Source organism: Frateuria soli (assembly GCF_021117385.1).
Classification (GTDB): domain Bacteria; phylum Pseudomonadota; class Gammaproteobacteria; order Xanthomonadales; family Rhodanobacteraceae; genus Frateuria_A; species Frateuria_A soli.
Map to the genome: position 1 here is coordinate 97,696 of NZ_CP088252.1, position 25,773 is coordinate 123,468.

The 25,773-nt window shown below is 69.4% G+C and carries 25 protein-coding genes; 14 read left to right on the forward strand and 11 right to left on the reverse strand.

Annotated features, from left to right (window positions below; genetic code table 11):
• Positions 1–86: 86 nt before the first annotated feature.
• Positions 87–2,810 (forward strand): pyruvate dehydrogenase (acetyl-transferring), homodimeric type, encoded by a 2,724-nt coding sequence (aceE, locus tag LQ771_RS00415; RefSeq protein ID WP_231350442.1) that lies wholly within the window; start codon positions 87–89, stop codon positions 2,808–2,810.
• A gap of 234 nt (positions 2,811–3,044) precedes the next feature.
• Here aceE and LQ771_RS00420 read toward each other — a convergent pair whose 3' ends face one another.
• The gene (locus LQ771_RS00420; protein WP_231350443.1) at positions 3,045–4,646 is read right to left on the reverse strand and encodes an MFS transporter; all 1,602 of its coding nucleotides are present in this window, start codon (positions 4,644–4,646) and stop codon (positions 3,045–3,047) included.
• Positions 4,583–5,071 (reverse strand): phosphomethylpyrimidine synthase ThiC, encoded by a 489-nt coding sequence (locus LQ771_RS00425; protein WP_425491291.1) that lies wholly within the window; start codon positions 5,069–5,071, stop codon positions 4,583–4,585. Before LQ771_RS00425 ends, LQ771_RS00420 begins: the two co-directional genes overlap by 64 nt.
• Positions 5,072–5,180: 109 nt before the next feature.
• On the opposite strand from LQ771_RS00425, the gene LQ771_RS00430 reads away from it, so the two are divergent.
• Positions 5,181–5,411: a hypothetical protein gene (locus LQ771_RS00430; RefSeq protein WP_231350444.1), complete on the forward strand. Its 231-nt coding sequence runs from the start codon at positions 5,181–5,183 to the stop codon at positions 5,409–5,411.
• A gap of 190 nt (positions 5,412–5,601) precedes the next feature.
• On the opposite strand, the gene LQ771_RS00435 is transcribed toward LQ771_RS00430, so the two are convergent.
• The 4 genes from LQ771_RS00435 to LQ771_RS00450 all read right to left on the reverse strand — a co-directional run bounded on the left by LQ771_RS00435 (position 5,602) and on the right by LQ771_RS00450 (position 10,103).
• A complete protein-coding gene (locus LQ771_RS00435) occupies positions 5,602–5,934 on the reverse strand; it encodes a hypothetical protein (RefSeq protein ID WP_231350445.1) in 333 nt (110 codons plus the stop codon).
• A gap of 164 nt (positions 5,935–6,098) precedes the next feature.
• Entirely contained in the window at positions 6,099–7,721 is a 1,623-nt protein-coding gene (locus LQ771_RS00440; protein WP_231350446.1) for an alpha/beta hydrolase-fold protein, read from the reverse strand.
• Between the two features lie 168 nt (positions 7,722–7,889).
• Entirely contained in the window at positions 7,890–8,807 is a 918-nt protein-coding gene (locus LQ771_RS00445; RefSeq protein WP_231350447.1) for an arginine deiminase-related protein, read from the reverse strand.
• Between the two features lie 39 nt (positions 8,808–8,846).
• The gene (locus LQ771_RS00450; protein ID WP_231350448.1) at positions 8,847–10,103 is read right to left on the reverse strand and encodes an MFS transporter; all 1,257 of its coding nucleotides are present in this window, start codon (positions 10,101–10,103) and stop codon (positions 8,847–8,849) included.
• A 182-nt stretch (positions 10,104–10,285) separates the two neighbouring features.
• Between LQ771_RS00450 and LQ771_RS00455 the strand changes: the two genes are divergently transcribed.
• Positions 10,286–10,588 (forward strand): DUF3247 family protein, encoded by a 303-nt coding sequence (locus tag LQ771_RS00455; protein ID WP_231350449.1) that lies wholly within the window; start codon positions 10,286–10,288, stop codon positions 10,586–10,588.
• A gap of 19 nt (positions 10,589–10,607) precedes the next feature.
• Here the strand turns inward: LQ771_RS00455 and LQ771_RS00460 are convergent, their stop codons facing one another.
• Positions 10,608–11,801, reverse strand: coding sequence for an acyltransferase family protein (locus LQ771_RS00460; protein WP_231350450.1), 1,194 nt, complete (start codon positions 11,799–11,801; stop codon positions 10,608–10,610).
• Between the two features lie 144 nt (positions 11,802–11,945).
• On the opposite strand from LQ771_RS00460, the gene LQ771_RS00465 reads away from it, so the two are divergent.
• From LQ771_RS00465 to LQ771_RS00475, 3 genes are all read left to right on the forward strand, one after another.
• Positions 11,946–12,830 carry a LytTR family DNA-binding domain-containing protein gene (locus LQ771_RS00465; RefSeq protein WP_231350451.1) on the forward strand — a complete coding sequence of 295 codons (885 nt, stop codon included), beginning with the start codon at positions 11,946–11,948 and terminating at the stop codon, positions 12,828–12,830.
• An 83-nt stretch (positions 12,831–12,913) separates the two neighbouring features.
• Positions 12,914–13,633, forward strand: a complete 720-nt coding sequence (locus tag LQ771_RS00470; protein ID WP_231350452.1) for a hypothetical protein — start codon at positions 12,914–12,916, stop codon at positions 13,631–13,633.
• Positions 13,634–13,696: 63 nt separating this feature from the next.
• Positions 13,697–14,131: a DUF6491 family protein gene (locus LQ771_RS00475; protein ID WP_231350453.1), complete on the forward strand. Its 435-nt coding sequence runs from the start codon at positions 13,697–13,699 to the stop codon at positions 14,129–14,131.
• 63 nt (positions 14,132–14,194) lie between these two features.
• Here LQ771_RS00475 and LQ771_RS00480 read toward each other — a convergent pair whose 3' ends face one another.
• From LQ771_RS00480 to LQ771_RS00490, 3 genes are all read right to left on the reverse strand, one after another.
• Entirely contained in the window at positions 14,195–15,016 is an 822-nt protein-coding gene (locus LQ771_RS00480) for a ferritin-like domain-containing protein (protein ID WP_231350454.1), read from the reverse strand.
• Between the two features lie 115 nt (positions 15,017–15,131).
• A complete protein-coding gene (locus tag LQ771_RS00485; RefSeq protein ID WP_231350455.1) occupies positions 15,132–15,548 on the reverse strand; it encodes a universal stress protein in 417 nt (138 codons plus the stop codon).
• Between the two features lie 41 nt (positions 15,549–15,589).
• Positions 15,590–16,459 carry a YihY/virulence factor BrkB family protein gene (locus LQ771_RS00490; protein ID WP_231350456.1) on the reverse strand — a complete coding sequence of 290 codons (870 nt, stop codon included), beginning with the start codon at positions 16,457–16,459 and terminating at the stop codon, positions 15,590–15,592.
• Between the two features lie 156 nt (positions 16,460–16,615).
• On the opposite strand from LQ771_RS00490, the gene LQ771_RS00495 reads away from it, so the two are divergent.
• The 8 genes from LQ771_RS00495 to LQ771_RS00530 all read left to right on the forward strand — a co-directional run bounded on the left by LQ771_RS00495 (position 16,616) and on the right by LQ771_RS00530 (position 22,144).
• Positions 16,616–17,074: a hypothetical protein gene (locus LQ771_RS00495; protein WP_231350457.1), complete on the forward strand. Its 459-nt coding sequence runs from the start codon at positions 16,616–16,618 to the stop codon at positions 17,072–17,074.
• Positions 17,075–17,217: 143 nt separating this feature from the next.
• On the forward strand, positions 17,218–17,676 hold the full coding sequence (locus LQ771_RS00500; protein WP_231350458.1) for a hypothetical protein: 459 nt from the start codon (positions 17,218–17,220) through the stop codon (positions 17,674–17,676).
• A gap of 134 nt (positions 17,677–17,810) precedes the next feature.
• A complete protein-coding gene (locus tag LQ771_RS00505; protein ID WP_231350459.1) occupies positions 17,811–18,563 on the forward strand; it encodes a DUF2884 family protein in 753 nt (250 codons plus the stop codon).
• 240 nt (positions 18,564–18,803) lie between these two features.
• Positions 18,804–19,244, forward strand: coding sequence for a PA2169 family four-helix-bundle protein (locus LQ771_RS00510; RefSeq protein WP_231350460.1), 441 nt, complete (start codon positions 18,804–18,806; stop codon positions 19,242–19,244).
• Positions 19,245–19,282: 38 nt separating this feature from the next.
• Positions 19,283–19,855: a DUF924 family protein gene (locus LQ771_RS00515; RefSeq protein WP_231350461.1), complete on the forward strand. Its 573-nt coding sequence runs from the start codon at positions 19,283–19,285 to the stop codon at positions 19,853–19,855.
• Between the two features lie 33 nt (positions 19,856–19,888).
• Positions 19,889–20,176 carry a DUF2845 domain-containing protein gene (locus tag LQ771_RS00520; RefSeq protein WP_231350462.1) on the forward strand — a complete coding sequence of 96 codons (288 nt, stop codon included), beginning with the start codon at positions 19,889–19,891 and terminating at the stop codon, positions 20,174–20,176.
• Positions 20,177–20,276: 100 nt separating this feature from the next.
• Positions 20,277–21,092, forward strand: coding sequence for a DUF2884 family protein (locus LQ771_RS00525; protein WP_231350463.1), 816 nt, complete (start codon positions 20,277–20,279; stop codon positions 21,090–21,092).
• 209 nt (positions 21,093–21,301) lie between these two features.
• On the forward strand, positions 21,302–22,144 hold the full coding sequence (locus LQ771_RS00530; protein ID WP_231350464.1) for a mechanosensitive ion channel family protein: 843 nt from the start codon (positions 21,302–21,304) through the stop codon (positions 22,142–22,144).
• A gap of 39 nt (positions 22,145–22,183) precedes the next feature.
• On the opposite strand, the gene LQ771_RS00535 is transcribed toward LQ771_RS00530, so the two are convergent.
• On the reverse strand, positions 22,184–25,771 hold the full coding sequence (locus LQ771_RS00535) for a M1 family aminopeptidase (protein WP_231350465.1): 3,588 nt from the start codon (positions 25,769–25,771) through the stop codon (positions 22,184–22,186).
• Positions 25,772–25,773: the final 2 nt, after the last annotated feature.

Sequence of the window (25,773 nt, forward strand, 5' to 3'; positions counted from 1 at the left end):
TGGCAGCAGTGCACCCCGAAAGCTAGAATCGGGGGCTCCCCACACGTCGAATACTAGAGGCGCCCAGCGCGCCGCGGAGAAGCTTCATGGACCAGCTCGATGACATCCTGAACCAGGATCTCGACCCCACCGAAACCCGCGAGTGGGTCGAATCGCTCAACGCGGTCATCCAGCACGACGGCACCGAGCGCGCGCACTACCTGCTCGAGCGCATGGTCGATTCCACCCGCCGTGCGGGCGGTTACCTGCCGTTCGATCCGACCACCGAATACGTCAACACCATCGCGCCGGGCAACGAGGCCAAGAGTCCGGGCGACGCGGCGATGGAGTGGCGCATCCGCTCGCTGATCCGCTGGAACGCGATGGCGATGGTGGTGCGCGCCAACCGCAAGCCGGGCGAACTGGGCGGCCACATCGCCAGCTTCGCCTCCTCGGCCACGCTCTACGACGTGGGCTTCAACCACTTCTGGCGCGCGCCCAGCGCCGAGCATCCGGGCGACCTGGTGTTCCACCAGGGCCATTCCAGCCCGGGCATCTACGCGCGCTCGTTCCTGGAGGGCCGCCTCGCCGAGGACCAGCTCGACCTGTTCCGCATGGAGGTGGTCGGCAAGGGCCGCGCGCTGTCGTCCTACCCGCACCCGTGGCTGATGCCCGATTACTGGCAGGTACCGACCGTGTCGATGGGCCTGGGTCCGATCCAGGCGATCTACCAGGCGCAGTTCTGGAAGTACCTGGAGCATCGCGGCCTGATGCCCAAGACCGACCGCAAGATCTGGTGCTTCATGGGCGATGGCGAGTGCGACGAGCCCGAGTCGCTCGGCGCCATCTCGCTGGCCGGCCGCGAGGGCCTGGACAACCTGGTGTTCGTGATCAACTGCAACCTGCAGCGCCTGGACGGTCCGGTGCGCGGCAACGGCAAGATCATCCAGGAGCTCGAGGGCGTCTTCCGCGGCGCCGGCTGGAACGCGATCAAGGTGATCTGGGGCTCCTACTGGGATCCGCTCCTGGCGCGCGACAACGACGGCGTGCTGCGCAAGCTGATGATGGAAACGCTCGACGGCGAGTACCAGGCCTGCAAGGCCTTCGGCGGCGCCTACACGCGCGAGCATTTCTTCGGCAAGTACCCGCAGACCCGCGAGATGGTCGCCAACCTGTCCGACGACGACATCTGGCGCCTCAACCGCGGCGGCCACGATCCGCACAAGGTCTACGCCGCCTACCATGCGGCGGTGAACACCAGTGGCATGCCCACGGTGATCCTGGCCAAGACGGTCAAGGGCTACGGCATGGGCCTGGGTTCGGGTGAATCGCAGAATCCGACCCACCAGCAGAAGAAGCTGGACACCGACTCGGTCCGCGCCTTCCGCGACCGCTTCAACATCCCGGTGCCGGACGACAAGCTGGACGAGGTGCCCTACTACCATCCGGGCAAGGACTCGCCGGAAGTCGAATACATGCTCGAACGCCGCCGCGCGCTGGGCGGCTTCCTGCCGCAGCGCCGGCGCAAGACCGACGTCAAGCTGCAGGCGCCGGAGCTGTCCGCCTTCGCGCAGATCACCGCCGGCACCGGCGAGCGCGAGATCTCCACCACCATGGCGCTGGTGCGCGGCATGAACCTGCTGCTGCGCGACAAGGCGATCGGCCCGCGCGTGGTGCCGATCGTCGCCGACGAGGCGCGCACCTTCGGCATGGAGGGCATGTTCCGCCAGATCGGCATCTACGCGCCGTTCGGCCAGAAGTACCGCCCGCAGGATGCCGACCAGCTGCTCTACTACCGCGAAGACCAGAAGGGCCAGGTGCTGCAGCAGGGCATCAGCGAGGCAGGCGGCATGGCGTCCTGGATGGCCGCGGCGAGCAGCTACTCGGTCAGCAACCAGCCGATGCTGCCGTTCTTCATCTACTACTCGATGTTCGGCTTCCAGCGCATCGGCGACCTGGCCTGGGCCGCTGGCGACATGCGCGCGCGCGGCTTCCTGGTCGGCGGCACCTCCGGTCGCACCACGCTCAACGGCGAAGGCCTGCAGCACGAGGACGGCCAGTCGCACCTGATGGCCGGCGTGATCCCCAACGTCAAGGCGTACGACCCGACCTTCTCCTACGAGGTCGCGGTGATCCTGCAGGACGGCACCCGCCGCATGCTGCAGGAGCAGGAGGACGTGTACTACTACATCACCGTGATGAACGAGAACTACGAGCACCCGGATCTGCCCAAGGGTTGCGAGGAGGGCGTCATCAAGGGGATGTACCTGTTCCGGGATTCGGGAGTCGGGAATCGGGATTCGGGTAAAGGCAAGGGCAAGGGCAAGGCGCCGTGCGTGCAGCTGCTCGGCTCGGGCACCATCCTGCGCGAGGTGATCGCGGCGGCCGAGCTGCTGCAGAAGGATTTCGGCGTGGCTGCGGACATCTGGTCGTGCCCGAGCTTCACCGAGCTGCGCCGCGACGGTTTCGACGCCGAGCGCTGGAACCGCCTGCATCCGGAGGCCGAGCAGCGCCTGCCCTACGTCACCCGGCTGCTGCAGGGCCGCTCCGGACCGGCGATCGCGGCGACCGACTACGTGCGCGAGTACGCCGACCAGATCCGTGCCTTCATGCCCGACGGGATGCGCTACACCGTGCTGGGTACCGACGGCTACGGCCGCTCGGATACCCGCGCGCACCTGCGCGAGTTCTTCGAGGTCGACCGCTACTGGATCGCCCACGCCGCGCTCGCCGCGCTGGCGAAGGATGGCCTGGTCAATGCCAAGGACGTGGCGCGCGCGATCAAGGAATACAAGCTCGACCCCGAGAAGCCGAACCCGCTGACGGTCTGAGCGCTTCGAGCCCCTCTCCCGCCGGGAGAGGGGCCTGCGTGTGCCCAGGGCCAGAGTTCAGCGACCCCGTAGGAGCCCACTTGTGGGCGATGCCCTTTCGCCACGCAAACCGGGAGCATCGCCCACAAGTGGGCTCCTACGAGGCGTGCGCGCAGCGAAACCCAAGGCGCGCAGCGAAACCCAAGGCGCGCAGCGAAGCCCAAGGCGCGCAGCGACGTCGGGGGTCCTGCGCGCCTACTCGGACAGCACCTGCTGGATCGCCTCCAGCCCATGCCCGCGCGTCTCGATCCCGCGCCTGACCAGCAGCCATGCCGCCAGTCCCATCGGCAACGCGATCAGCAGCGCCGACATCATGAAATGCTCGAACAGCCCGAGTACGCCCAGCAGCGCGCCGAGAATGCCGCCCAGCTTCGAGCCGCCGGCGATCAGGCCCGAGCCGGTGCTGCGCAGGTGTACCGGGTAGATCTCCGCCGCATACGGGATCAGCGTCGCGATCACGCCGCTGATGCTCAGCAACAGCGCCACCGTCGCCGTCGTCGTCAGCATGTTCGAGCGCAACCCCATCGCACCGATCGCGAAGAACAACAGCAGCGACACCGCCGTCAGCCCGATGAACAGCACCAGCGTACGGATGCTGCTCCAGCGCTGGTAGCAGCCGACCACGATGGCGATGCCCGGCAAGGCCAGCACCGCCGAGCGTGCCAGCAAGGCGGCGCTGGCCTGCGCATCGATACCGAGCTTCACCAGGTTCGCCGGCAGCCACAGCAGGAAGCCGAAGTTGGCCAGCCCCCAGGCCACCGCGCATACCATCAGGCCCCAGGTGATCGCCGCATGCCGCCCGCGCAGCAACTGGCGCATGCCGACCCGCTCGACCCCGTGCGCGTGGGTCTCCGCCGGCAGCGGCGCGACGTCGTGCATCGGCGGCCGGTTGCCGGAGAACTTCAACAGCACCGCGCGTGCCTGGTCTTCCAGTCCGGCCAGCGCCAGGAATCGGGGCGATTCGGGGATATAGCGGTTGAGCAGCACGATCAGCGCGCCCGTGGGCAGGTTGAGCAGCCACAGGGCGCGCCAGCTGTAGGCCGGCTCGAACAGCGTCGCCGCGCCCGAAGCCAGCAGGTACCCGGCCGAGGTGCCCACGCCGCCCAGCGCCACCAGCAGCCAGCCGCGGTGCGCGGTCGGGATGGTCTCGGCCATCAGTGTGAAGGTGATCGGCAGCATGCCGCCGGCGGCCGCGCCCATCATGAAGCACATCACCATGTTCCAGCCGAACGAAGGCATCGCGCCGCAGATCGAGGTGCCCATGAACATCAGCGCCGAAAGCAGGATCGTCGCGCGCCGTCCGAAGAGGTCGCCCAGGCGCCCCCAGACGACCGAGCCGACCGTGGTGCCAATCAGCGCCGACAGGGCCAGCAGGCCGGCGGTGGCGCCGGTGATGCCGTACTCCGCCGACATGCCCGGCATCACGAAACCGATCGTGGCCGGCTTCATCACGTCCACCGCCAGCGCCAGGGTCAACACGCCCACCAGCTTCCAGTGCTCGCGGTTGAGCGGCACGTGGTCGGCGACGTGGAACGGCAGCGGGCTGAGGTCGGCATGCAGCGTGCGCCGCATCTGCGCCAGCCGCGGCATCAACCCGTAGCCGGACAGCAGCACGCCCAGTGGCACCAGCGCCATGCCGGTGAGCATCAGGTTGTCCATCGGCATGCCGGCCAGCCGGTAGTGCATCGGCGCGGCCATCGCCAGCATCGGCAGGTGCGCCAGCACGCCGGCGATCACGCACAGGCAGCCGGCCCAGAAGGCGATCGGATGGTGGAAGGTGATGCTCTTGTGGGACATGCGGGCACGCCGGGCGAGAGAAGGGCAAGCTTACCCGCAGCGCATGGGGTTGGGTCGGCGCGGCCTCGGCCGGCCGCGAGGCGTTCGTACGGGAAACTCTCGCGGTGGTGGGCCACGCACCAGCGCGCCATGATCGAGCCGCCTCGGCCGACGCTGCCGGTACGCGGCGGGCGGTCAGCGCCACGTGGGCCAGGCGCACGCCGGCGTGGCAGGTGAAGTAGTCCGCGGCCCTGCCGCGCCTGCTCGATCAGGGTCTCGCGGAAAACCCTCCAGTTGAGATCGAGCGGATCGCCGTCGATCTTCTCCAGCGCCTGGTAGATCGGCACCGTACCCATCGGCACCGGTGTGCATTGCGCAGGGTCCTGGCACGGCTCGCGTGGATGTGGCAGCCGGTGGAACGGTCCATCGCCGTGTCGGCGCCCCATGCCGTGAAAGAGCAACCTGGGCAATCAACGCGCGCGGGACCGGCCTTTCGCATGGCACGCACGCAGGGTTGCCGATACTCGGCGCCATCCCACCACGCGCAGGCTTTCCATGACCCGGTCCAAGCCCCACGCCGCGGACGCGGCGATTGCCAACTCCTCCCAGGCGGGTGTCTCGATGGGCGGCCCGCCCGGTCCGCCCGAGCATCCGCAGCAGGACCCGCCGCCGGAGCGGCCGCGCGATCCGGTCAATCCGGGACCGCAGCAACCCGAGTTGCCGCCGGTCGACCCGCACTCGCCCACGTTGCCGGAACCGCGCATGCGGGTCCACGCCGCCGCGTAGCGCGGCAGGCCGCTCTCCCCGTCAAGCCGGGCTCCCCATCAAGGGAGCCCGGGCAGGGCCGGGGCAGCTTCGGCGTACTGTCTTCCAGCGCGCATCGCCGGAGGTCCCCGCGCTGCCGTCACACGACGGTGAACGCACGCGGGTGACGTCCATTCGAAGGCTGGCCTTCGTCAAAGCGCTTGCCCGCCGGTCACTCCTCGTCGCTGCGCAGCAGCTTGCGCAGCAGGAAGAACGCGCCGACGGTGCCCGCGACCACGGCGACGGTCGCCACCGGGTGGCGCGTGGCGTGGCGGCGCGCGCGGCGATACTGGTAGCTCGCCTCGTCGGCCAGATCCTCGGCCATGTGCGAGATCTGCTTGCCGTAGCCGGAGCTACGGCGCCCCAGGCGCGTGGTCAGGCGACGGCCGCGTTCGATCAGGTTGTTGGCCGTGTCGGTGGTGCCGTCGGCGTACTGGCGCACGCGGTCGCGCACGCGTTCGCTGGCGTTGTCGAAGCGCTGTTCGAGATCGCGGGTTCGGTTCATGGGAGCCTCCTGTGTCGGAGCCCCAGCCTGACCACCGTGGCGTGAGAGGGGCGTCGAAAGCACGCGCTCCGGTTCAGGCTGGCCTTGGCCCGGCCGCTACACGCCACCGTGCTCGGGCGCGCGCCGGCAGGCGTTGCCGCGAGGGGTGGACGGTGAGCGTGCGCTCAGTAGCGCCAGCTCGTGCGATCGGCGCCGGCCGGCGCATGGCTGTCGATGTACCGCGTGACCGTCTCGATTAGTTCCTTCCCGTGCGGCCCCCAGCAGTGCGGCGCCATCGGCTGGTAGGTCACGCTGCCGCGGAAGGACGGGTTGCGCGCGCTCTTGAGGAACGCATCCATCGCGCGCACGCCCATGTTGAGGTTGTAGGTGTCCGCATCGCCCACGTAGATGTGGATCTTGTCGGTCACCTTCGGACCCAGCGTGGTCCACTGCGACTGGAGCAGGTGGCGCAGGTCGAAGTGCTGCTTCCAGTACCGGGCGACGTCGTGGTCGATCACGCCGGTGCGCTTGTCCCAGAGCCGCCTGGGATAGCCGTTCGCGCCGACCGGGCCGAAGGCCGCTTCCCAGATGTCCCACTGTCCGCCGGAGCGGTTGTGGTCGCCCACGGCCAGCTCGTACCGGTTCTCGTCCTTCATCATGGCGTCGACGTTGCCGTCGGGCTGGCGCGTGTCCACGCGCTCGACCTTCACCCAGCCCTTGTCGAGCCAGTAGGCGTTGGCGTCGTCGTAGATGTTCACCACCTGGTGGTGGCGGAAATCCAGTGCGTCCGGGCAGGAGGCGAAGGCGGCGCCGTAGTAGTCCGGATGGAAGAGCAGCTGTGCCATGGCGATCCAGCCGCCGGTCGAGCCGCCTTCCAGGATTCGCGCCCAGGGCGCGTCGATGGTGCGGAAGCGTTTCCGGATCTCGGGCAGCAGTTCCTGCTGGATGGCGTCGTCGTACGGGCCCTCGTTGGCCGAGTTCACCGCGTAGGAGTCGTCGTAGTAGGGCGAGGGATGCTGCAGGCTCACCATGAGGTAGCGCGGCGTGCCGTCGGCCAGCCAGTAGTCGCGAAAGCCGCTCTTGGGACGATCGAAGCCGCCGGGCGCGCGGGTGGAGAAGTGCCCCTGCTCGTAGATCACCGGGTAGCGCACGTCCGTATGCCGGTCGTAGTCCTTCGGCAGCAGCACCGTGGCGCCGAGATAGATCGGCTGGCCCCACCAGTCGCTCAACAGCTTGCTCCTGATGCGGAAGCGCTTGACGTGGGGCGTGTCCGCGGGAAACGGGATCGGCGGGATCACCTGGTCGGCCACCAGCGTCACCGGCGTCGACGCGACCGGGTCGTAGTGCACCTCCACCGGCTTGCCGTAGAGGTTGCCGGGCGAATGCTTGAAGTCCTGGCCTTCCCACTGGTCCATGTGCAGCCAAACGGTATGGCCATCGGCACGCCTGAACTCGGTGTAGACGTTGACGAACGGCTGCATCCAGTAGTCGCCGGCCGGCAGCTGGTCGAGACTGGTCAAGGGCGCGCCGAAGTCGTCGGCGTCGATGGTCGCCACCTGGCCCGGCGCGAGCGCGGTGACGTCATGGCCGAACAGCGGGACGCCGGTAACGTCGGCCTGCTCGATCGGCGGCGTCCGGTTGCTGCGGCTGACCGCCACGTACACGCGCCCGGTGACCGGCTGCGCACGCGCCCTGGCACTGAAGCTGACCTGGATCCGCGGGCCCTCGGCCGCCTGTGCGACGGGCAGGGTGGCGAGGACGAGGAGGGCGGCGCCGGCCAGGCGCAGGAGAGGCGGGGACGTGGTCATGCCGGCGATCGTAGCGGTTGGCCGGGGCACTTCACACTGCCGGCCACCGAGGCCTGCCGGGCCTTGTAGGAGCCAGCCCGCTTGCGGGCGATGCTCCCGCATGACCCGGGAACATGAGAGACCAGGGCATCGCCCGCAAGCGGGCTCCTACGAGGGCGCACTGCGCCCTCAGAAGATCTCCGCCACGCAGCAGCGCAAGCTGCCGCCAGCCTTCTCGATCTCGTCCAGCTCCACCGCGCCGATGCGGAAGCCCCAGCCGGCCAATGCCCGGCACTGCGCGTCGGTGAGCGCCTGCGCGGCGGTCGCGCTCATCCACACGCGCTGGTCCGACAGCGTGATCGCATTGCCGGCGAAGGCCTGCTTCTGTGCCGGCGTGAGCCAGAGCGCGCGGTCGCCGTAGGCGCGGGCGATCGCCGCGGGCACGTCCGGGTCGGCGAAGCCGTCCGGCGCCACGATCGCGGCGCGGCCGGCCAGCAGCGCCAGCACCACGTTGGTGTGGTACTCGCCGGCGGCGAGCGGGAAGCAGAACGTGAGGCGCAGGCCGAACGCCTCGTGCATGGCCCGCGCGCCAGCGTCGTCGCAGCGCTCGGACAGGCCGCAGTAGCCCACGCCGCGGGCGCGGTCGATGACCAGCGAACCGGTCAGCTCGGCCACGCAGTCGCTGCGGCCGGACAGGTCGATCTCCCGGTAGCCGAGCAGCCGGGCGAAGAAGTCGCGCACGTCGCGCCGTGACGCCTCGCGCTGGCGCACGGCATGGCGCATGCGCCCGACGATCAGCCGCCCCGGCGCGGTGGCGAACACGTTGTTGGGGAACACCGCGTCCGGCGTGCCGGCGTCGCCGGGAAAGGTGACCACCGGGCAGTCCGCGCGCAGCGCCTGTGCCAGCGCCGCGTGCTGGGCCAGTGCGCGCAGCGGGTCGACCGCCATGCCCATGGCCATGTAACGGTTGTCGCTGGCCGATTCGGCGGCCAGCGCGAACCCGGCCGGAGCGAGCAGGAAAGCCGCCCGCGCGGTGGCGCTGGCGCCGGGCAGCGGAGGCAACGCCGCGAAGGCGTCGAGGAAGGCGTCGGGCGAGCTGACGATCATGGCGGACTCCTGGGGACACGCCATGGTAAGCGCCGGCCGTCAGGGCGTTCCGGTGCCGGCCTGCTCGACCGACCCGATCGCCTCCGCTTCCAGGTGCAGCCGCTGGCGTCGGCGCAGGGTCGGGAACATCGCCATCCACAGTCCCACCACCACCAGCGTGCCGACGCCGCCGAGCACGGCCGAGCCCACCGCGCCCAGCCATGCCGCGACCAGGCCCGACTCGAACTCGCCGAGCTGGTTGGAGGTGTTGATGAAAATCGAGTTGACCGCGTTGACCCGTCCGCGCATCGCGTCCGGCGTGTCCAGTTGCACCATCGACCCGCGGATCACCATGCTCACCATGTCGAACGCGCCACCGGCGAACAGCGCAATCAGCGACAACCACATCCACGAGGAGAGCGCGAACACGAGCGTGGCCACGCCGAAGCCGGCCACCGAGCCGAACATGATCATGCCCACGCGCCGCGTCAGGTCGTGGCGCGCCAGCCAGAAGGACATCAGCAGCGCACCCACCGCCGGCGCCGCGCGCAGCAGGCCCAGGCCCCACGGGCCGGTATGCAGGATGTCCCTGGCGAAGATCGGCAACAGCGCGGTGGCGCCGCCGAACAGCACGGCGAACAGGTCCAGCGAGATCACGCCCAGCACGTCCTTGCGCTCGCGGATGAAATGCACGCCGGCGAACAGGGATTTCAGCGTCGCCGGTTCGCGCTTCGGCGGCGTCTGCTCGTAGCGCAACAGCCCCATCAGTGTGGCGGCGACGAGGTACAGGCCCGCGGCTGTCGCATAGACCACGCCCGGCCCGGCCACGTAGAGCAGGCCGCCCACGGCCGGCCCGAGCACCATCGCCATCTGGAAGGCCGAACCGCTGACCGCCACCGCGCGCGGCAGCATCGCCGGCGGCACCAGCGCCGGCAGCAGCGAGGACATCGACGGCGACTCGAACGCCTTGGCCGTGCTGATCACGAACACCAGCGCCAGGATGCCCACCTCGTGGATGCGCCCGGTGAAACTCAGCGCCGCCAGCGCGGCGATCGCGCACCACTCGACGATCTGCCCGATCAGCACCACGCGCCGGCGCTCGAACTGGTCGGCGACGTGGCCGGCCGGCAGCGCCAGCAGCACCGAGGGGAAGAACTGCACCAGGCCGATCAGGCCCAGGTCCAGCGCGCGACCGGTGATCGCGTAGATCTGCCAGGCCACCGCCACCGACAGCATCTGGAAACCGAAGCCCGAGGCGATGCGGGCGAACCAGAACTGCACGAAGGCGCGGTGCGCGAGCAACGAATCGGTGGGCATGCGCAGTCCAGGCGGGCGAAGGGCGGGATTATCGCCGCAGGTGGCCCCGCGCGAGTGCTCCCATGGCCTCGGGCGCCTGCACCGGCCGGCGAGGGAAGGCAGGGGGCCTGCCGTGGAACTTCACGACCACTTGTCCACCGCCGCCCTAGCCTCGCCCCCATCGCCGCCGCAGGAGAACGGCCATGGGCCGCCAGGCCGAACACGTCTACACCGACCAACCCACCATCGCCCGCTTCAACGACATGGTCGAGCACCTGCAGAACGGGGCGCGCGTGCGCTTGCACCTGGCCGACGGCAGCACCTGCGACGGCGTGGTCGCCGCCCGCCCGACCGTGCAGGAGTTCTTCGACGGCGCCGGCAACGAGGGGACCAACGGGGTGGTGCACCTGGAACAGCCGGGCACTTCCGAGTGGAGGCGCTACATCTGGTTCGACCAGATCGAGCGCATCGAGCACCTGGATTCGGACGCCCAACTGCGCGCCTGAGCGTCCGGGCGGCACAGGCTCAGGCCACGTCGTCGCAAGGCCGCGGCACGGCCGGGCGCGACGGTTGCCGGGCAGGCGCGGTCTCCAGGCCGAACAGCGGGCGCAGCCAGCGGCTGGGGCGGATCACGGCGTGGTGCAGCAGGGCGCAGCCCAGGATCGTGGCAAGCAGGATCGCTAGCGGTTCCACGACCGGTCCCAGGCCCAGCGGCATCAGCTGCCAGGCGGCGAACAGCAGCAGGCTCTGGTGCAGCACGTACCACGGATAAACGGCTTCGCGTGCGTACGGCAGCCAGCGAAAAGGGCGGTTGAGGCAGGCGTGGCCCCAGCCAAGCACGGCTGCGATCGCCGCCCACAGGTAAGCATAGCGGGCCGCATGCACCATCCACCACAGCGGTGCCGGCGCGGCGTCCGGGAGCATCGAGATGCCGGCCAGGTAGACCGCAAAGCAGGCGAGCGCGAACGGCAGCGAGGTGCGGCGCAGGCGCGCGAGCTCGTTCCAGAGTCCGGTATCGGTCCCCAGAAGATAGCCGTAAAGGAAAACCGTCGCGTAGATGGCATGGGCATACCAGTCGTCCACCAGCGCGCCAGTCACCGGGTATCGTGAGGCAAGCAGGCGATCCCAGGCGAACAGCGGCACCGCCGGCACCAGCAGCAGCGCCGTGCCGCGCAGTTTCACGCAGGCGGCGCGCAGACGCTGCCCGGCGGTCGACTCCAGCGCCGGTAGCAGGGCGAGCAGGAGCAGGGTGTAGACCCACAGGTAGGGCAGGTACCAGAGATGGTTCCAGGTCACGCCGAACTGCCAGCCGGTGAACGCGCCCGGCGGCCACGGGCCGCCGCTCCAGTAACGCAGCAGGAAACGGCCGAAGCCGGGCTGGACCAGGTGATTGGCAAGACCCTGCACGTACGGCTGGATCGGCACCACCACCGCCATGCCGAAGACCAGTGGCAGCAGCAGGCGCAGGCTGCGCTTGCCCGCCATGCCGGGCAGGCTGCCGCGGCGGCGCATGAAGTTCACGGCCAGGCCGGAGATCAGGAACAGCAGCTCCATCCGCCACCGGTTGAGGAACAGCATCGGGTACTGCAGCCACTCGGCCGTGTGACTGCTCTTGAGGTGGAAGTCCCAGTCGGCCACGTACAGCATGCCGGCGTGGTAGAGGATCAGCAGGCCGAAGGCCAGGACGCGCAGCGCGTCGATGTCGTAGCGTCGGTTCATGGGGCGCTCCCGGACGGAAAGTGGCGCCAGTCTTGGCCCCGGGCGGGGTCCGGTCACGCCGGGAGTGACCACCCGGGGGGCTGCGGGGACGAACCGCGGGCCCGCGGGGGCGAACCGGGGGCGGCCTGCGTAGAATCCGGCCCCATGACCTCCGCCGCCCCCGGTTCCGATCCTCCCCAACGTTGGCGCCGTACGCTCGGGGCCGCGGCATGGGTCTTCTTCTTCCTGCTCAACGCCCTGTTCAACAGCTTTAACTCCGGCGTGGACCATCCCGACGCGGCCGCCTGGGAGCCCTGGGTGTGGGAGTGGACCAGCGCGCTGGTGCTGCTGGCCCTGCTGCCCGGAGTGATCGCGCTGGAGCGGCGCTGGCCTGTCCGCTTCGATACCTGGCGGCGCAACCTTCCGCTGCATGCACTGGCAAGCGTGCCGTTCAGCCTGGTGCATGTGGCCGGCATGTGGCTTCTGCGCAAGCTGGTGTACGCCGCCATGGGGTGGAGCTACGACCCGGGCGGGTGGTGGTTCAACGTCGGCTACGAGTACCTGAAGGACGTCCGGACCTATTTCCTGATCGTCGGCGCGCTGGTGCTCTATCGCCTGTGGCGGTTGCGCCAGCACGGCGAGGCGCGCCTGCTGGCGGCGCCCGATGACGGCCCGCCGGTCGAGCCGGTGGAGCGGCCTGAGCGTTTCCTGGTGCGCAAGCTCGGCAAGGAGTTCCTGGTCAACGCGCGCGAAGTCGAGTGGCTGCAGGCGGCCGGCAACTACGTGAACCTGCACGTGCGCGGGCGCGACTATCCGCTGCGCACCACCATGGCGGCGATCGAGGAACGGCTGGATCCGGCGCGCTTCGTGCGGGTGCACCGCAGCTATTTCGTCAACCTGGACTACCTGGCCGAGATCGAGCCGCTGGACACCGGCGACGCGCGACTGAAGCTGCGCGACGGCGCCACCGTCCCGTGCAGCCGGCGCTACCGCACGCAGCTGCGCGAGCGCTTCGGCGAGCCGGCGCCGGTCGAGCGGCTTCCCCTGTAGGCGCACGGGTGCGCGCCTACGGAGGTTGCACCGCTCGCCCGCCCGTCCCACGCTAGGGCCTTTCCTTGCCTGGAGAGCACCCGATGAAGTTGCCCTTCCATCCCTCCGCGGCCCTGCTGTGCGGCGTGCTGACCCTGGCCGGCTGCAACTCGCAGGACCAGCAGCAGGCGGCGAACGCGCCGGCGGCCCCGGCGCGGGACGACGATGCCGCGCGCAAGCTCGACACCTACCGCCAGCTGCTGCGCATCCACAACGACGAGATGGCCGTGACCATGGGCCACGACATCCTCGACCACCACCCGGACAGCGCCGCGGCGAAGGAAGTGCAGCAGACCCTGCCCGATATCGAAAAGCGCTGGAAGGAAGAAAGCGAGAAACGCCGCCTCGACGCCCTGTGGCTGTACCAGGTCTCGCCCATGCAGGGTGGTACGCAGTCGACCGCCACCATCTATTCCAGCCAGCCTTCCGGCAACGACCGCGTACGGCTGGTGCTGCGCAGGCATACCGACTGGGGCCAGAACGTGTTCCTGTACGGCGGCGGGCATGGTTTCGTCTGCCGCGGCAACTGCACCATCCACGCCACCTTCGATGGCAAGGAGCACGGCATCAAGGCGTTCGCGCCATCCACCGGCGAGCCGGCGCTGATGATCCGCAACGATGACGACTTCATCGCGCGGCTGAAGAAGGCGAAGAAGATCACCATGGACGTGACCCTGGTCGACGGCGAGAAGAAGGAAACCCTGGTCTATGAGGTCGGCGGGTTCGACCCGGCCAGGTGGAAGGCGCTGCCCGGGAAGAAATGACGCTGGTGCACCGATCGGCCACCGGTGCGTTAAAGGTCCGGGAAGTCCTCGAGGAGAAACGCCATGTCTTTGATACGTGTCCTGCTGGCCGGCGTCGCCACGATCGTCTTCGCCGGCTGTTCGAGCGTCCCCTATGCGCAGCGTCTGGCCGAGCGCCAGGCAGCCTACGCGGCGGCGGCCGGGGCGCCGGTCAACCACTTCAGCTTCTTCGTGCCGATGTGGTCGTGGGAGCCGCTGGGCAGCGACCAGGTGGCGATCTACACCAAGCCGAAGGAGGCATGGCTGCTGGATGTGCCCGGCTGCATCGAGTTGCCGTACGCCAACACGATCGGCGTGACCTCGAACCTCAACCAGGTCTCGATCAACTTCGACAAGGTGGTCACCGGGCGCAGCCAGCTTGCCTGCACGATCCGGCAGATCCGCCCGGTCGACGTGGGCAGGCTCAAGGCGCTGCAGCAGGAGCAGAGACGGGTCACGGCGGAGCCACGCCAGCGTTGATCGCACGCGGCTCCTGTGTGGGAGCGCACGGGGTGCGCCCCTGCAACGGTTCGAGCCAGCCGGTCAGTTGAGGAACAGCCGCTCGGCCAGCTTCGCCAGCGGTTTTTCCAGCGCGCCCTGCAGCCGCGGCGGAAAGTCCAGCGGTTTGAGCAGCATCTTGACCGTCATCTCGGCGGGGATGTGCCGGCGCAGCAGGTCCTGCGCCTTGCCGGCGACCTTGCGGAAGGCCTCGCGATCGCCCTTGTGCTGCGGGTAGCACTGGTCGAACACGTGGCGCAGCGCGATGTCGCTGTCTTCGCTGCGGATCTCGTTGACCCGCTTCAACACGGCGCGGAACACCTTGTAGCGCCCCAGCCCCTCGTTCTCGCGGTAGCGGCGGAAGTGCTGGTAGAAGTACTTGAAGTGGCGCACCTCGTCGCTCTTGATGTGCCCGGTCAGCTGCTTGAGCACCGGCTCGTCGGTGATCTCGTGCAGCGCGCGGTACAGGCTGGCGGTGCCGGTCTCGACCACGCAGCGCGCGGCCAGCTCCAGCCCCCGGCTTTCCTCCAGTTCCTCGGCGGTGCACACCGCGCCGTATTCGGTCCAGAACGCGGCGAAACCCTTGTTCCAGTCGAATTCCGGCCATACCGCGCGCACGTAGGCGGCCAGCGCGCGGCCGTGCTGCAGTTCCTCGTGCTCCCAGTGCTGGCTGAGCCAGGTCTGCAGTTCCTCGTCGCCATTGAAGTGGGCGACCAGGTTCCGCGTGTAGAGATCCGAACCGCTCTCGACGAAGGAGGAACTGCACAGCAGGAAAAACAGGTCCTCGTCATGACGGATGCGCGCACGGTCGATGCACGACAGGTCGAGGCTTTCCAGCGTCCAGGGCAGGGCAGGGGCGTAGTTCACGCGGGTGTCCTGTGAAGGCGCGGCGCTAGGCGCGCGCGACGGGCGAATGACGGACAGCATACGGCCTGGTGACGCGCGGGGATTAACCCAGCCCGACCCCGGGAACCGCCGATGCCTACGGCACCACCGTCACCGGCACGTGCGCGCGGGCCAGCACGTCGCTGGAAACCGAGCCGAGCAGCCAGCGCGCCAGCGTGCCGCGTTCGGTATGGCCGATCACGATGTGGTCGACGCCGCGTTGCTCGACCTGCCCGAGCAACACGTCGCCGGGGCTGCCGTGGGTGACTTCCACGTCGATCATGTCGCGCGCGTCCGGCTCCATCGCGACCAGCTCGTCGAGCAGCTCCTGCGCGCGCTGCGCGCTGGAGTCGGCCATCATCAGCGCGCAGGCATCGGCGCCGCCCTCGGTCACCTGCAGCACCGACACCACGCGCACCCGGCCCTGGCCGCAGCGCGCCAGCGCGACGGCGGTCTGGAACGCGCGTTGCGAGGAGGGCGAACCGTCGTAGCCGACCAGCGAGTACCTGAACATGGCGCGTCTCCGTGCGTGTGGTTCCGATTATGCCGTGCTCGTCAGTCGTCGCAGGAGGCGACCACCTCCGCGTGCGCGTTGGGCCGGATCGGCACGCCGCGCACCTCGGCCACGTTCTGCGTGAGTTCGGCGCCGAGCAGCAGGATCACCGCCGAGTAATACACCCACACCAGCAGCACCACGACGCTGCCGGCCGGGCCGTAGGCGCCACCGACGTCGCTGTGGGACAGGTACAGGCTGATGCCGAACTTGCCGATGGCGAACAGCACCGCCGTGAACGCGCCGCCCAGCAGGGTGTCGCGCCAGTCGATCTGGGCATCGGGCAGGACCTTGTAGATGGACGCGAAGACCAGGCCGAACAGCAGCAGCGCCACGGTCGCTTCCAGCGCATCCCATAGCACTGTGTCGCTGCGCGCGAATACCGCGATGACGGTACTCGCCACCAGCGAGACGATCAGCAGGAACGCCAGCGTCAACAGCAGGCCCAGCGCGTGCATGCGCGTGAGCAGCCAGCTGAACAGGGCGTTGCGGGGCGCGGCGCGCAGGTTCCACACCCGGTTGATCGCCAGTTGCAGCTGGGCGAACACGGTGGAGGCGCCGACCAGCGTGACCAGCAGGCCGGTGACGCCGGCCCAGTGCCCCAGCTGCGGGCGATCCTCCGCGTTGTTGATCACCAGTTTCACCGCGTCCGACGCGCGCGCACCGACCAACCGGTTGATCGAATCCACCAGTTCCTGCTGCCAGTCCGGCTGCAGCGAGGCAATCAGCCACAGCAGCAGCACCAGCATCGGCGCGAAGGACAGGGCCGAATAGAAGGCCACCGCCGCGGCGTGGGTCATCAGGTCGTCCTGCGCCGCGCCCTTGGCCGTCCGCTTGACGACCGCCACGGTCGATTGCCACAACGACTGCATGGATGCCTCCGGTACCAGTGAGCAGGCCAAGCATGGCGAGGCGGCTGCGCGGCGCCCGTGAATGCCGTTCGTCGCGTCCGGTGGCGCTTCCTTCACCCGACCGGCGGCAGACTCGACCGGAGCCTCAGACGCCCCGGACGGGGAAGGAGACCTGCGATGAACATGCGTACGACCGCATTGGCGAGTGTGTTCCTGGCCGGCACGATGGCGATGGCCGCCTGGCCGGCCAGCCCGGCGCGCGCCGCCGAGCCGATGGTCAAGTGCGAACTCAGCTACAACCTGCAGGGCTGGTCGATCATCTACAAGCACGCCGAGGGCAGCGGCACGGTCACCTGCAGCAACGGCCAGAGCGCACCGGTGAAGATCAGCGTGGTCGGCGGCGGGCTCACCGCGGGCAAGTTCCGCGTCGAGAACGGCAAGGGCGAGATCACCCGCGTGCACGACATCTCCGAGGTGTTCGGCGACTACGTGCAGGCTGGCGCCGAGGCGGGCGTGGTCAAGAGTGCGCAGGCGCAGGTGCTGACCAAGGGCACCACCTCGCTGGCGCTGTCGGGTACCGGCCAGGGCATCAATCTGGGCGTGTCGGTGGGCAAGTTCACCATCGCGCGCCCGTAACGCCCTGCGCCACGCACTGGGCAGGCCGGAACTGCGGGGCCCACGCGACGCCGGCAGCGCTTAAACTTCGGCGGTCCTTCCACGGAGCAAGCCATGCGTCGCCTGCCGATCACGTCCGTCCGCCACGCCATGGCCCTCCACTGATGGCCGCACTCGCTGCCGCGCGCGCGGCCCGCTTCGGCCTGTGGCGGGTCGCCACGTGGATCGTGCTGCTGCTGGCAGCCTTCGGCGGCGTGCTGTACCTGCGCCATGGCGACTGGGCCTATCTGGTCGCCACCTTCGCGGTGATCGTGGCATGCGCCGGCGCCATCCTGCGCCAGTCCTGGGCACGGCAGGCGCTGCGCGTGCTGGCCCTGCTGCTGGTGCTGTGGGCGGTGGCCACCGGTGGCCTGATGCTGGCCCAGTGGGACCAGTTCGACGCCGCCCGCGCGCACGCCATGGGCCAGCCGCAGGCGCAACTGCTGTTGCTGGTGATCGAGCAGGCACGCCGCAGCTTCCTGCTGGGGCTGGTGTTCAAGGCGCTGCTGGTGCCGCTGCTGCTGTGGCTGGCCTGGCAACTGGGCCGGCCCATGGTGCGCGCGCAGTTCGCTGCGCGTCGTTGAGGTCCGGCAGGCGGTCCGCGGCAGAACTGCCGCCGGGTCGCGTGCACCTGCCACGTCAGCCGGACCGGCCTGGTTCAGCCGCGGTTGACGCGCGGGCAGGTATCGCTGAGGCCCCTTCCCGGGACGACCATCCGATGCGCCTGCGGTTCCTGTTCGCCAGCCTGATCCTGTCCGCCGCCCTGCCGGTCCTGCACGCGCAGGACCTGGCGGGTACCTGTCACGCCAGCAGCAGCTACGACCTGACGGTGAAGCCGGGCAGCCTGCTGTTCGACCGGTCGCAGCCGTCGCCCTTCCACGTGCAGGTCGCCGACGGTGCCTTGCGCAACGACGGCCAACCGGTCCACCTGAATGCCGAGGCGCAGGACCGGCTGGTGCTGTTCGAGCGCGAGCTGCGCGCACTGGTTCCGCGCGTGCGCGCCGTGGCGGATGCCGGCGTGGACCTGGCTGTGCGGGCCGTTCACGCGGAAGCCGCCGACATGCAGCTGGCACCCGCCACCCTGGCCGAACTCGACCGGCGGCTGGCCTCCCACGCGTCGCAGCTCAAGCAGCGCATCGCGCAGAGCAACAGCACGCATGACTGGCAGGGTGATGCCGCCCGGCAGCTGGCCGACCGCATCGTCGGCGACCTGGCGCCGCTGGTTGCCGGCGATCTGGGCCAGCAGGCGCTCGCCGCCGCGATGAACGGCGATCTGGCCGAGGCCGCGCGCCTGCGCGACGAAGCGGCGGACCTGGCCACCCAGCTCAAGCCGCGGCTGGAGCGACGGATGCAGGCGCTGCGCCCGCAGGTGCAGGCGCTGTGCCCGGCGATCCGGCGGCTGGCCGAGCTGCAGCAGGGCGTGCGCGGAGCCGATGGACAGCCGCTGGACCTGGTGCAGCTCGGGCAATGACGCCCGCTGCGTCGGGGCAGTCCACCGGCCCCGCAGCGCCGTGCCCGGGATGAACCTCCACGTTCACTTTCCGCGCGGGCTGCGGGGCCGGGCTCAACGGTCGGTTTCCGGTCGCCGCATGGCAACCCGAATGCCGCCTGACGGACCGTGCGCAAAAGAGCTCCCGGCCCGCACGAGTTAATCCGCGGCTAAGTGCGCAGGGCCGACCATGGCCGTCCCCGAGTCGCAGGAGCCATCGCCGTGGCGCCACGCCCGCAAACGCTGTTCAACGCGCTGATCCGCAAGGGCATCGACCTGCGCGCCATGTACCGCGATGCGTCGGCACAGGCCAGCGAGCCGGGCCTGCGCGTGGTGCTGTGCGAAAACGCGAGCGCGCTGGACCAGGTGATCGCCGACCTGCAGGGCCAGGTCAGCCACATGGGCGGCACGCCGGCCCGTCGGGGCCGCCTGGGCGGCTCGGCCCGCCGCCAGTTGATCGAATGGCTGCTGCCGGATACACCGCATCGCGACACGGCCTGGATCGCGCGGCTGGCCCACGGCGAAGCGGCGCTGGTGCATGCCTTCGAGCAGGAGTTGCAGCGCGCCACGCCCGAGGCGGAACGGGTCTTGCGCCGCCAGCTGCCGCGGCTGCAGGGCATCCACCTGGACATGCATAGCCTGGCCCGCGCCCGGCGCTGTTAAGCTCCGCCCTCGCGGGGGTGGTCCAGGGGGGACACGGCATGACCGCTAGCGCGAAGGATGTACTGGATTTCTGGTTCGCGGACGAGAACACGGTGCGCTGGTTCGTCCGCGATCCCCAGTTCGACGAGGTCGTCCGGACGCGCTTCGGCGACACCCTGGAGGCGGCCGCCGCCGGCGTGCTGGACATGTGGGCGATCACCCCGCACGGCTGGCTCGCGCTGCTGATCGTGCTCGACCAGTTCAGCCGCAACATCTACCGCGGCGATGCGCGCGCCTTCGCCCAGGACGACCGGGCGCAGGCACTGGTGCTGGAAGGGCTGGAACGGCGCGACGACGAGGCGCTGGCGCCGCTCGAGCGCGTGTTCGCCTACCTGCCGCTCGAACACGCCGAGGACCTCGCGCTGCAGTGGCGTTCGGTGACGCTGTTCCGCGCGCTCGCCCTACAGGCCTCGCCCAATGCGCGCGGGCAATATGAGAATTTCCTCGACTACGCGCGCCGGCACTGCGAAGTGATCACGCGCTACGGCCGCTTCCCGCATCGCAACGCGGCGCTGGAGCGGCCCAGCACGCCGGACGAACTGGCCTACCTCGCCGAGGGCGGCGGTTTCTAGCGCGACGCGTCGATTTTCCATGGAGGGAACGACATGCGCACCATCCTGATCGCAAGCCTGTGGCTGCTCGCCTCTGCCGCGAGCGCCTCGGACACGCTGCGCGTGGGCAGCCGCCTGCTGGTCGCCGGCGACAGCGCGGCGCAGGTGCGCGAACTGCTCGGCCGTCCCGCGCGGGTGACGCATCACCGCGCGCGACGCCACGGCCGCGGCGTCGTGGTGGTGACGCCCGCCAGCGAGAGCTGGGTCTATCGCGACGGCCAGCGCGAGATCACCGTGACGCTTGTCGATGGCGAGGTCGCGGACATCGCGCAGCGCCCCTGAAACGCGCCAGGCGTGACCGATGGCACGGCATGACGCCTGGCCCATGCCGGTAACGCCGGGCGGCGGGAAGCTTTCGCCATCGTCATCGCGGAGCCGTCCCATGCGCACGCTGATCCTTTCCCTGGCACTCGCCAGCGGCCTGGCGCTGGTCGCGCCGGCGCAGGCCGGTGGCCTGCACGTGAACCACGACCAGTGCAGCTTCGAAACCGACTATGACGTGCTGGTCAAGCCCGCCGGCATCACCTTCGAGCGCCAGCACGGCACGCCCGGCAGCGTGTTCATGCACGACGGCGCGCTGCGCATCGACGGCCGCGACGTGGCCGTGTCGGCCGCCGATGCGAGCCGCCTGCGCGAATACGAAGGCCAGGTGCGCAGCCTGTTGCCCGAGGTCGCGTCGATCGCCCGCGAAGGTGTGGATATCGGTTTCGACGCGCTTGCCACGGTGGTCGCCAGCTTCGCCGACGATGCGACCGAGCGCAGCCGTCTGGTCGCCCGGATCAACGACCAGCACAAGCAGGCGCTGGCGAGGATCGACAACGGCCTGGGCAACGGCGAGTGGCGGCAGCACGGCATCGAGGACCTGATGGAAGACCAGATCGGCGGCGCGGTCCAGTCGCTGGTCAGCACGGTCACCGCGAGGGCGGTCAAGGCCGCGCTGAGCGGCGACCAGAGCCAGGTGGCGGCACTGGAAGCCCGTGCCGACGCGCTCGACAAGACCATCGACAAACAGGTCAACGCACGCGCGGACGCGCTCTCCGATCGCGCCGAGGCACTGTGCCCGCGCATGACCCGGCTCGATGAACTGCAGCAGCAGTTCGAGTTCCGCCTGAAGGACGGCTCGCGCCTGGCGCTGGTCGACCACAAGCCGGAGCATGACAACGAGGCCTCCGCCAGGACGGAGCCCCAGACCCGCTAGCCGTCCCCACGGCCCGCGGGCCGGCCGCTCCCCCACAACGATCCTTCATGCGGCCATGCGCCGCGCCGGTTATCCCCCAGGCCGGCGCGGCGTTCTTTTTCCGTGGCCCAGCGTGCCGCCCGCCTTGCAGGAGCCCACCCGTCGGGGGGGCGGTTCGCGACACGCCCGCCTGCTAGGCTTTGCGGCTGGTTCGTACGCGGAGTGATGCCATGCCCGACCTGCTTGCCCGGATCCACCTCTCCGAGAGCGCCACGCTGCTGGGGATCAACATCCTGATGGCGCTGCTGATCCTGCTGATCGGCATCTGGCTGGCGGCGCGGGTTGCCAACCTCGTCCAGCGCGCGATGCATCGGGCGAGCATCGACCCCACCCTGATCGGCTTCCTGCGCAACCTCCTCTACGGCGTGCTGGTCGCGGTGCTGGTGGTCAGCGCCCTGATCACCGCGGGGGTGCCCTCCGCGCCGCTGGTCGCCGCGCTGGGCGCCAGCGGACTGGCGATCGGGCTGGCGCTGCAGGGCTCGCTCAGCAACCTGGCCTGGGGCGTGCTGCTGATTGTGTTCCGGCCGTTCCGCGCGGGCGATTTCATCCACGCCGGCGGCCTGGATGGCACGGTCGAGGCGGTCAACCTGATGTACACGTTCCTTTCGCTGCCCGACGGCCGCGAGGCGGTGGTGCCCAACGCCAAGGTCGGCGGCGACGCGATCATCAATGCCAACCGCCGAGGCACGCGTCGGTTCGAACTGAAGGTCGGCATCGGCTACAAGGATGACATCGGCCAGGCGATCGGCGAGATCGAAAAGCTGTTCGCCGCCGACGCGCGCATCCTCACCGAGCCGGCACCCAGCGTGGTGACCGGTACGCTGGCCGAAAGCTCGGTCGAGCTGATCATCCGGGCCTGGACGCGCAGTGCGGACCTGTGGGACGCGCAAACCGGACTGCTGCGCGGGATCAAGGAACGCTTCGCCGACGTGGGCATCAGCATCCCGTTCCCGCAGCGCGAGCTGACCGTAGTGCGGGGCGCGCTGCCGGAGGGAGGGGCAAGGGCCGGCTGACGCCACGCCCATGTGCGAAAGGCGGCGCGATGCCGACGGCTATTGCACCATCACCGGACGCCGGTTGTCGCCCGACACCCGATCGATCAACTCGTTGAACGGATCGATCCCGGCCTCGGCCGGCTTGCCTTCGACCGTCACGGTGATCGTGCTGTCGCCGGCCGGCAGCAGACGCTTTTCCAGGTAGAGCGGCTTGCCGTCGCGTCCCTTGCCGGGGGCGGCGGCGAACACGCCGATGTCCACCGGCACGTCCGGCGCGGCTGGCGTTTCCCCACCGGTGCCGTCGACGTGGACCTTGCCCGCATGCACCTTGAGCGTCACTTCGTAGCGGCCGTCGGGCATCCTCGCTGCCGTCGCCGCGGTGATGCGGTTGTCGAACAGGGTGATCTTCCAGAACAGGTCGTCCAGCAGCCCCTTCCACTTCGGCGCCAGCGCGCCGGCGAGCGTATCCATGAAGTCCCGCGAGCTGGGGTAGGGCGGGCCGCGGAACTGCCACTGGAGCAGGAACTGCCTGAGCGCGTGGTCGAACGCATCCTCGCCGACATAGTCCTGCAACGCGTAGAACACCAGCGAGCCCTTGTTGTAGTGGATGTACTGCTGGTTCTCCACCTTCGCCAGCGGCTCCTCGGCGACCTTCTCGGTGGCGCGGCTCATCAGGTACCTGTCCAGCTCGTACTTGAGGAACTTGCGCATCTGGTCGGCACCGTACCGGTGCTTCATCACCATCAGCGCCGAGTACTGCGCCAGCGACTCGCTGAGCATCGTCGAGCCCTGCATGTGCGCGCCGATCACCTGGTGCGCCCACCACTGGTGCGCAACTTCGTGCGCGGTGACGTAATAGACGTAGTCCACCCTGGACGGGTCGCGCAGGTCGGCGATGAAGCCCACGCTTTCCGAATAAGGGATCGTGTTGGCGAAGGACTGCGCGAAGTGCGCGTAGTTCGGGAACTCCAGGATGCGCACCTGGCGGTACTGGTAGGGCGTGAAGTGCGCCTGGTAGTAGGCCAGCGCGTCCTTGGTCGCCTGGACCATGCGGTCCACGTTCCAGGCGTGGGCGCTGTCGTAATACACCTCGATGGCGATGCCCTCGTAACTGTCCTTCTTCACCGTGTAGCGGGCGGACAGCCAGGCGAAGAAGTCGAGCATCGGTCGCTCGGCGGTGTAGGTGAAGTAACGTCGGCCGTTGGCGGTCCAGCTCCTGGCGAGGCGACCGGGCGCGAGCGCGATCTGGTCGGCGGCGGTGGAGACGGTGGTGCTGAAGTCGATCCAGTCCGCGTCGCTGCTGACGTAGTTGTCGGCCAGCGCCCGGGTGTCGCCCAGCTTGGGCATGCGCGGCACGTCGGGCGGCAGGCCGTGCTTGCGACGGTCGCCGCGGTCGGTCAGCTGAACCTCGCCCTGGTAGCCGAAGCGCGGCAGCACCTGGCTGTTGAAGAAGCTGCCGTTGGCGACCAGGAACTTGCCCGAGGGCTCGTTGGTGAAGCCGCGCGGCGCGTACTCGATATCGAAATCGAAGTCCATCGAGGCGCCGGGCGCCAGCGGCGTCTTCAGGCGGTAGATGGCGTAGCCCAGCCGCCTGTCGTCGCTCACCGTTTCGTGCGGCGCAAACTCGAGCGACCTGAGCGTGAAGTCGGTATCGGTGTTGACGTGCAGCGTGTCGATCGGTCCGCCGCTGCGGTTGACCAGCGTGTAATGGCCGCGGATCTCCAGCCGCCGCCGGTAGGGATGGATGTCCACGTCGGTCTTCACCGCGGTGATGCGCGGCTGCGGCAGGCCTTCGTACTTTGAATATTTCTTCTCGTAGTCGGCACGCTGGCGCGTATCGTCGTCGCTGCTCGCGTAATGGTTGAGCACGTTGGTGTTGTAGAAGATCCATGCGCCGGTCGCGATGAAGCCCGCCAGCGCCACGGCCAGCGCGACCGCTGCCGGACGGCGCAGCCGGCTGCGTGCCTCGTGCAGGCGCTCGCGCCAGGTCGTGCCGGTGCCGCGCACGTTGAACAGGGCGGCGATCACCAGCATCGCCGCGGCGGCGAAGCCCCAGTAGAGGTCGAACCACAGCGCCGCGGGCAGGAAATGGCCGAAGCCGTTCATGTCCGAATACGGCACCGAGGAGGCGTGGCCGAAGATGTAGAGGTTGTGCTCCCAGTGCAGCAGCGGGAAGCCGATCAGCGAGGCCACCAGCCACACGATGCCCAGCAGGTAACCCATGAACTTGCTGCCGGCCAGCGTCTGGAACAGCAGCATCAGCACCGCCAGCAGCACGAACGGCATCGCGTCCAGTCCCAGCATGGCCAGGTACACGCCGATCTCCAGCCGCGTGTAGCCGTGGCCGAGTTGCCAGCCGATACCAACCAGGTCGCCGACCGCCAGGTACACCAGCACCACCGCGACCAGCGCCAGCAGGCGCGCGGTGAGCGGCAGAGCGTCCGGCAGCGGGAAGGCATCGACCACCTCGGCGGTGTGCCGGTCGCGCTCGCGCCAGACCAGCTCGCCCGCGTAGAACGTCACGATGATCGCCAGCAGCCAGTGGAAGCTGCCCTGGACCGTCTCCAGTACCGTGTGGGTGACCGGATACACCGGCGTGCCGTAGAAGTCGCTGGCGAAGGCCAGCGCGAACAGCAGGTTGACCAGCCCGAACACCAGCATGACCAGGAACGGCACGCCGCGCAGCACCTGCCCGACGTCGAAGGCCAGCAGCGCGCGAAGCCGGGTCAGGTGCGCGCGCAGGTCGTGGCCCAGCCGCACGGTCGCAAGGCCGGTGCGCAGCGAGCCGGCCATCGGGCGCAGCAGCGGCGGTTCGGCGCGCGGCTTGCGCCCGGGCAGGCGCAAGCCCTCGCGGCTGGCGCGGAAAAGCATGAACGCCGCGCCGGCCAGCAGCAGCGAAATGCCCAGCCAGAGCAGCCGGTTCCACAACAGCAACCCTTCCAGCGGCGGCAGGCGGTGGTTGAGCTCGTCGGCGGACCAGTAGCGCGTGACGATGCCCAGCGTGCGATGCGCGAATGGATCGAGCATGGCCGCGAGGACATGGTGGTTGACGTCGCGCGTGAGCAGGCCCGACAGCGACAGCAGCACGATGAAGGCGATAATGCCGATGTAGGTGGCCAGCAGCGAACGGGTCACGGTAGCCAGCAGGAACAGCAGCGTGGCGACGAACAGCATGTCCGGCAACACGATCACGCCGAGCGCCCAGGCGTAACCGTGCCAGTCGGCGGGGCCCAGGCGTGCCGGGTCGATCCACGGCATGGCCCCGCCCAGCGCCACGCCCAGCGGCACCACCAGCATGATCGCCACGGTCGCCGCGTAGCCGGCGGCCAGCCGTCCGCCCAGGTAGGCGCCGCGGGCGACCGGCGTGGTGAACATCAGCTCGGCGGTGTTGTGGTCGAAGTCGCGCAGTGCCGCGCCGGCGACGAACACGCCGCCGGCCAGCAGGCCCACGATGGTGAACTGGTTGATCAGCCGCACGATGACCATCGGTGCGTTGCGCAGCACGTTGCCGCTGGCGCCGCCGATCACCACCCCATCGGTGCTCGCCACGGCGAACGCCAGCGCGCCGAGGGCCAGCGCCAGGATCCAGAACAGCGGCGCACGCCATTGCTGGCGCCACTCGAAACGGAAGATCTCCCCCAGCATCG

Bases quoted from the DNA above. Each gene is read 5' to 3' on its own strand.
- LQ771_RS00515 (WP_231350461.1), top strand. From the start codon at position 19,283: ATGACCGCTAGCGCGAAGGATGTACTGGATTTCTGGTTCGCGGACGAG.
- LQ771_RS00505 (WP_231350459.1), top strand. From the start codon at position 17,811: ATGCGCCTGCGGTTCCTGTTCGCCAGCCTGATCCTGTCCGCCGCCCTG.
- LQ771_RS00430 (WP_231350444.1), top strand. From the start codon at position 5,181: ATGACCCGGTCCAAGCCCCACGCCGCGGACGCGGCGATTGCCAACTCC.
- LQ771_RS00535 (WP_231350465.1), bottom strand. From the start codon at position 25,771: ATGCTGGGGGAGATCTTCCGTTTCGAGTGGCGCCAGCAATGGCGTGCG.
- LQ771_RS00530 (WP_231350464.1), top strand. From the start codon at position 21,302: ATGCCCGACCTGCTTGCCCGGATCCACCTCTCCGAGAGCGCCACGCTG.
- LQ771_RS00465 (WP_231350451.1), top strand. From the start codon at position 11,946: ATGACCTCCGCCGCCCCCGGTTCCGATCCTCCCCAACGTTGGCGCCGT.
- aceE (WP_231350442.1), top strand. From the start codon at position 87: ATGGACCAGCTCGATGACATCCTGAACCAGGATCTCGACCCCACCGAA.
- LQ771_RS00420 (WP_231350443.1), bottom strand. From the start codon at position 4,646: ATGTCCCACAAGAGCATCACCTTCCACCATCCGATCGCCTTCTGGGCC.
- LQ771_RS00495 (WP_231350457.1), top strand. From the start codon at position 16,616: ATGAACATGCGTACGACCGCATTGGCGAGTGTGTTCCTGGCCGGCACG.
- LQ771_RS00475 (WP_231350453.1), top strand. From the start codon at position 13,697: ATGTCTTTGATACGTGTCCTGCTGGCCGGCGTCGCCACGATCGTCTTC.
- LQ771_RS00440 (WP_231350446.1), bottom strand. From the start codon at position 7,721: ATGACCACGTCCCCGCCTCTCCTGCGCCTGGCCGGCGCCGCCCTCCTC.
- LQ771_RS00445 (WP_231350447.1), bottom strand. From the start codon at position 8,807: ATGATCGTCAGCTCGCCCGACGCCTTCCTCGACGCCTTCGCGGCGTTG.
- LQ771_RS00520 (WP_231350462.1), top strand. From the start codon at position 19,889: ATGCGCACCATCCTGATCGCAAGCCTGTGGCTGCTCGCCTCTGCCGCG.
- LQ771_RS00450 (WP_231350448.1), bottom strand. From the start codon at position 10,103: ATGCCCACCGATTCGTTGCTCGCGCACCGCGCCTTCGTGCAGTTCTGG.
- LQ771_RS00460 (WP_231350450.1), bottom strand. From the start codon at position 11,801: ATGAACCGACGCTACGACATCGACGCGCTGCGCGTCCTGGCCTTCGGC.
- LQ771_RS00435 (WP_231350445.1), bottom strand. From the start codon at position 5,934: ATGAACCGAACCCGCGATCTCGAACAGCGCTTCGACAACGCCAGCGAA.
- LQ771_RS00500 (WP_231350458.1), top strand. From the start codon at position 17,218: ATGGCCGCACTCGCTGCCGCGCGCGCGGCCCGCTTCGGCCTGTGGCGG.
- LQ771_RS00525 (WP_231350463.1), top strand. From the start codon at position 20,277: ATGCGCACGCTGATCCTTTCCCTGGCACTCGCCAGCGGCCTGGCGCTG.
- LQ771_RS00470 (WP_231350452.1), top strand. From the start codon at position 12,914: ATGAAGTTGCCCTTCCATCCCTCCGCGGCCCTGCTGTGCGGCGTGCTG.
- LQ771_RS00490 (WP_231350456.1), bottom strand. From the start codon at position 16,459: ATGCAGTCGTTGTGGCAATCGACCGTGGCGGTCGTCAAGCGGACGGCC.
- LQ771_RS00455 (WP_231350449.1), top strand. From the start codon at position 10,286: ATGGGCCGCCAGGCCGAACACGTCTACACCGACCAACCCACCATCGCC.
- LQ771_RS00425 (WP_425491291.1), bottom strand. From the start codon at position 5,071: ATGGGGCGCCGACACGGCGATGGACCGTTCCACCGGCTGCCACATCCA.
- LQ771_RS00485 (WP_231350455.1), bottom strand. From the start codon at position 15,548: ATGTTCAGGTACTCGCTGGTCGGCTACGACGGTTCGCCCTCCTCGCAA.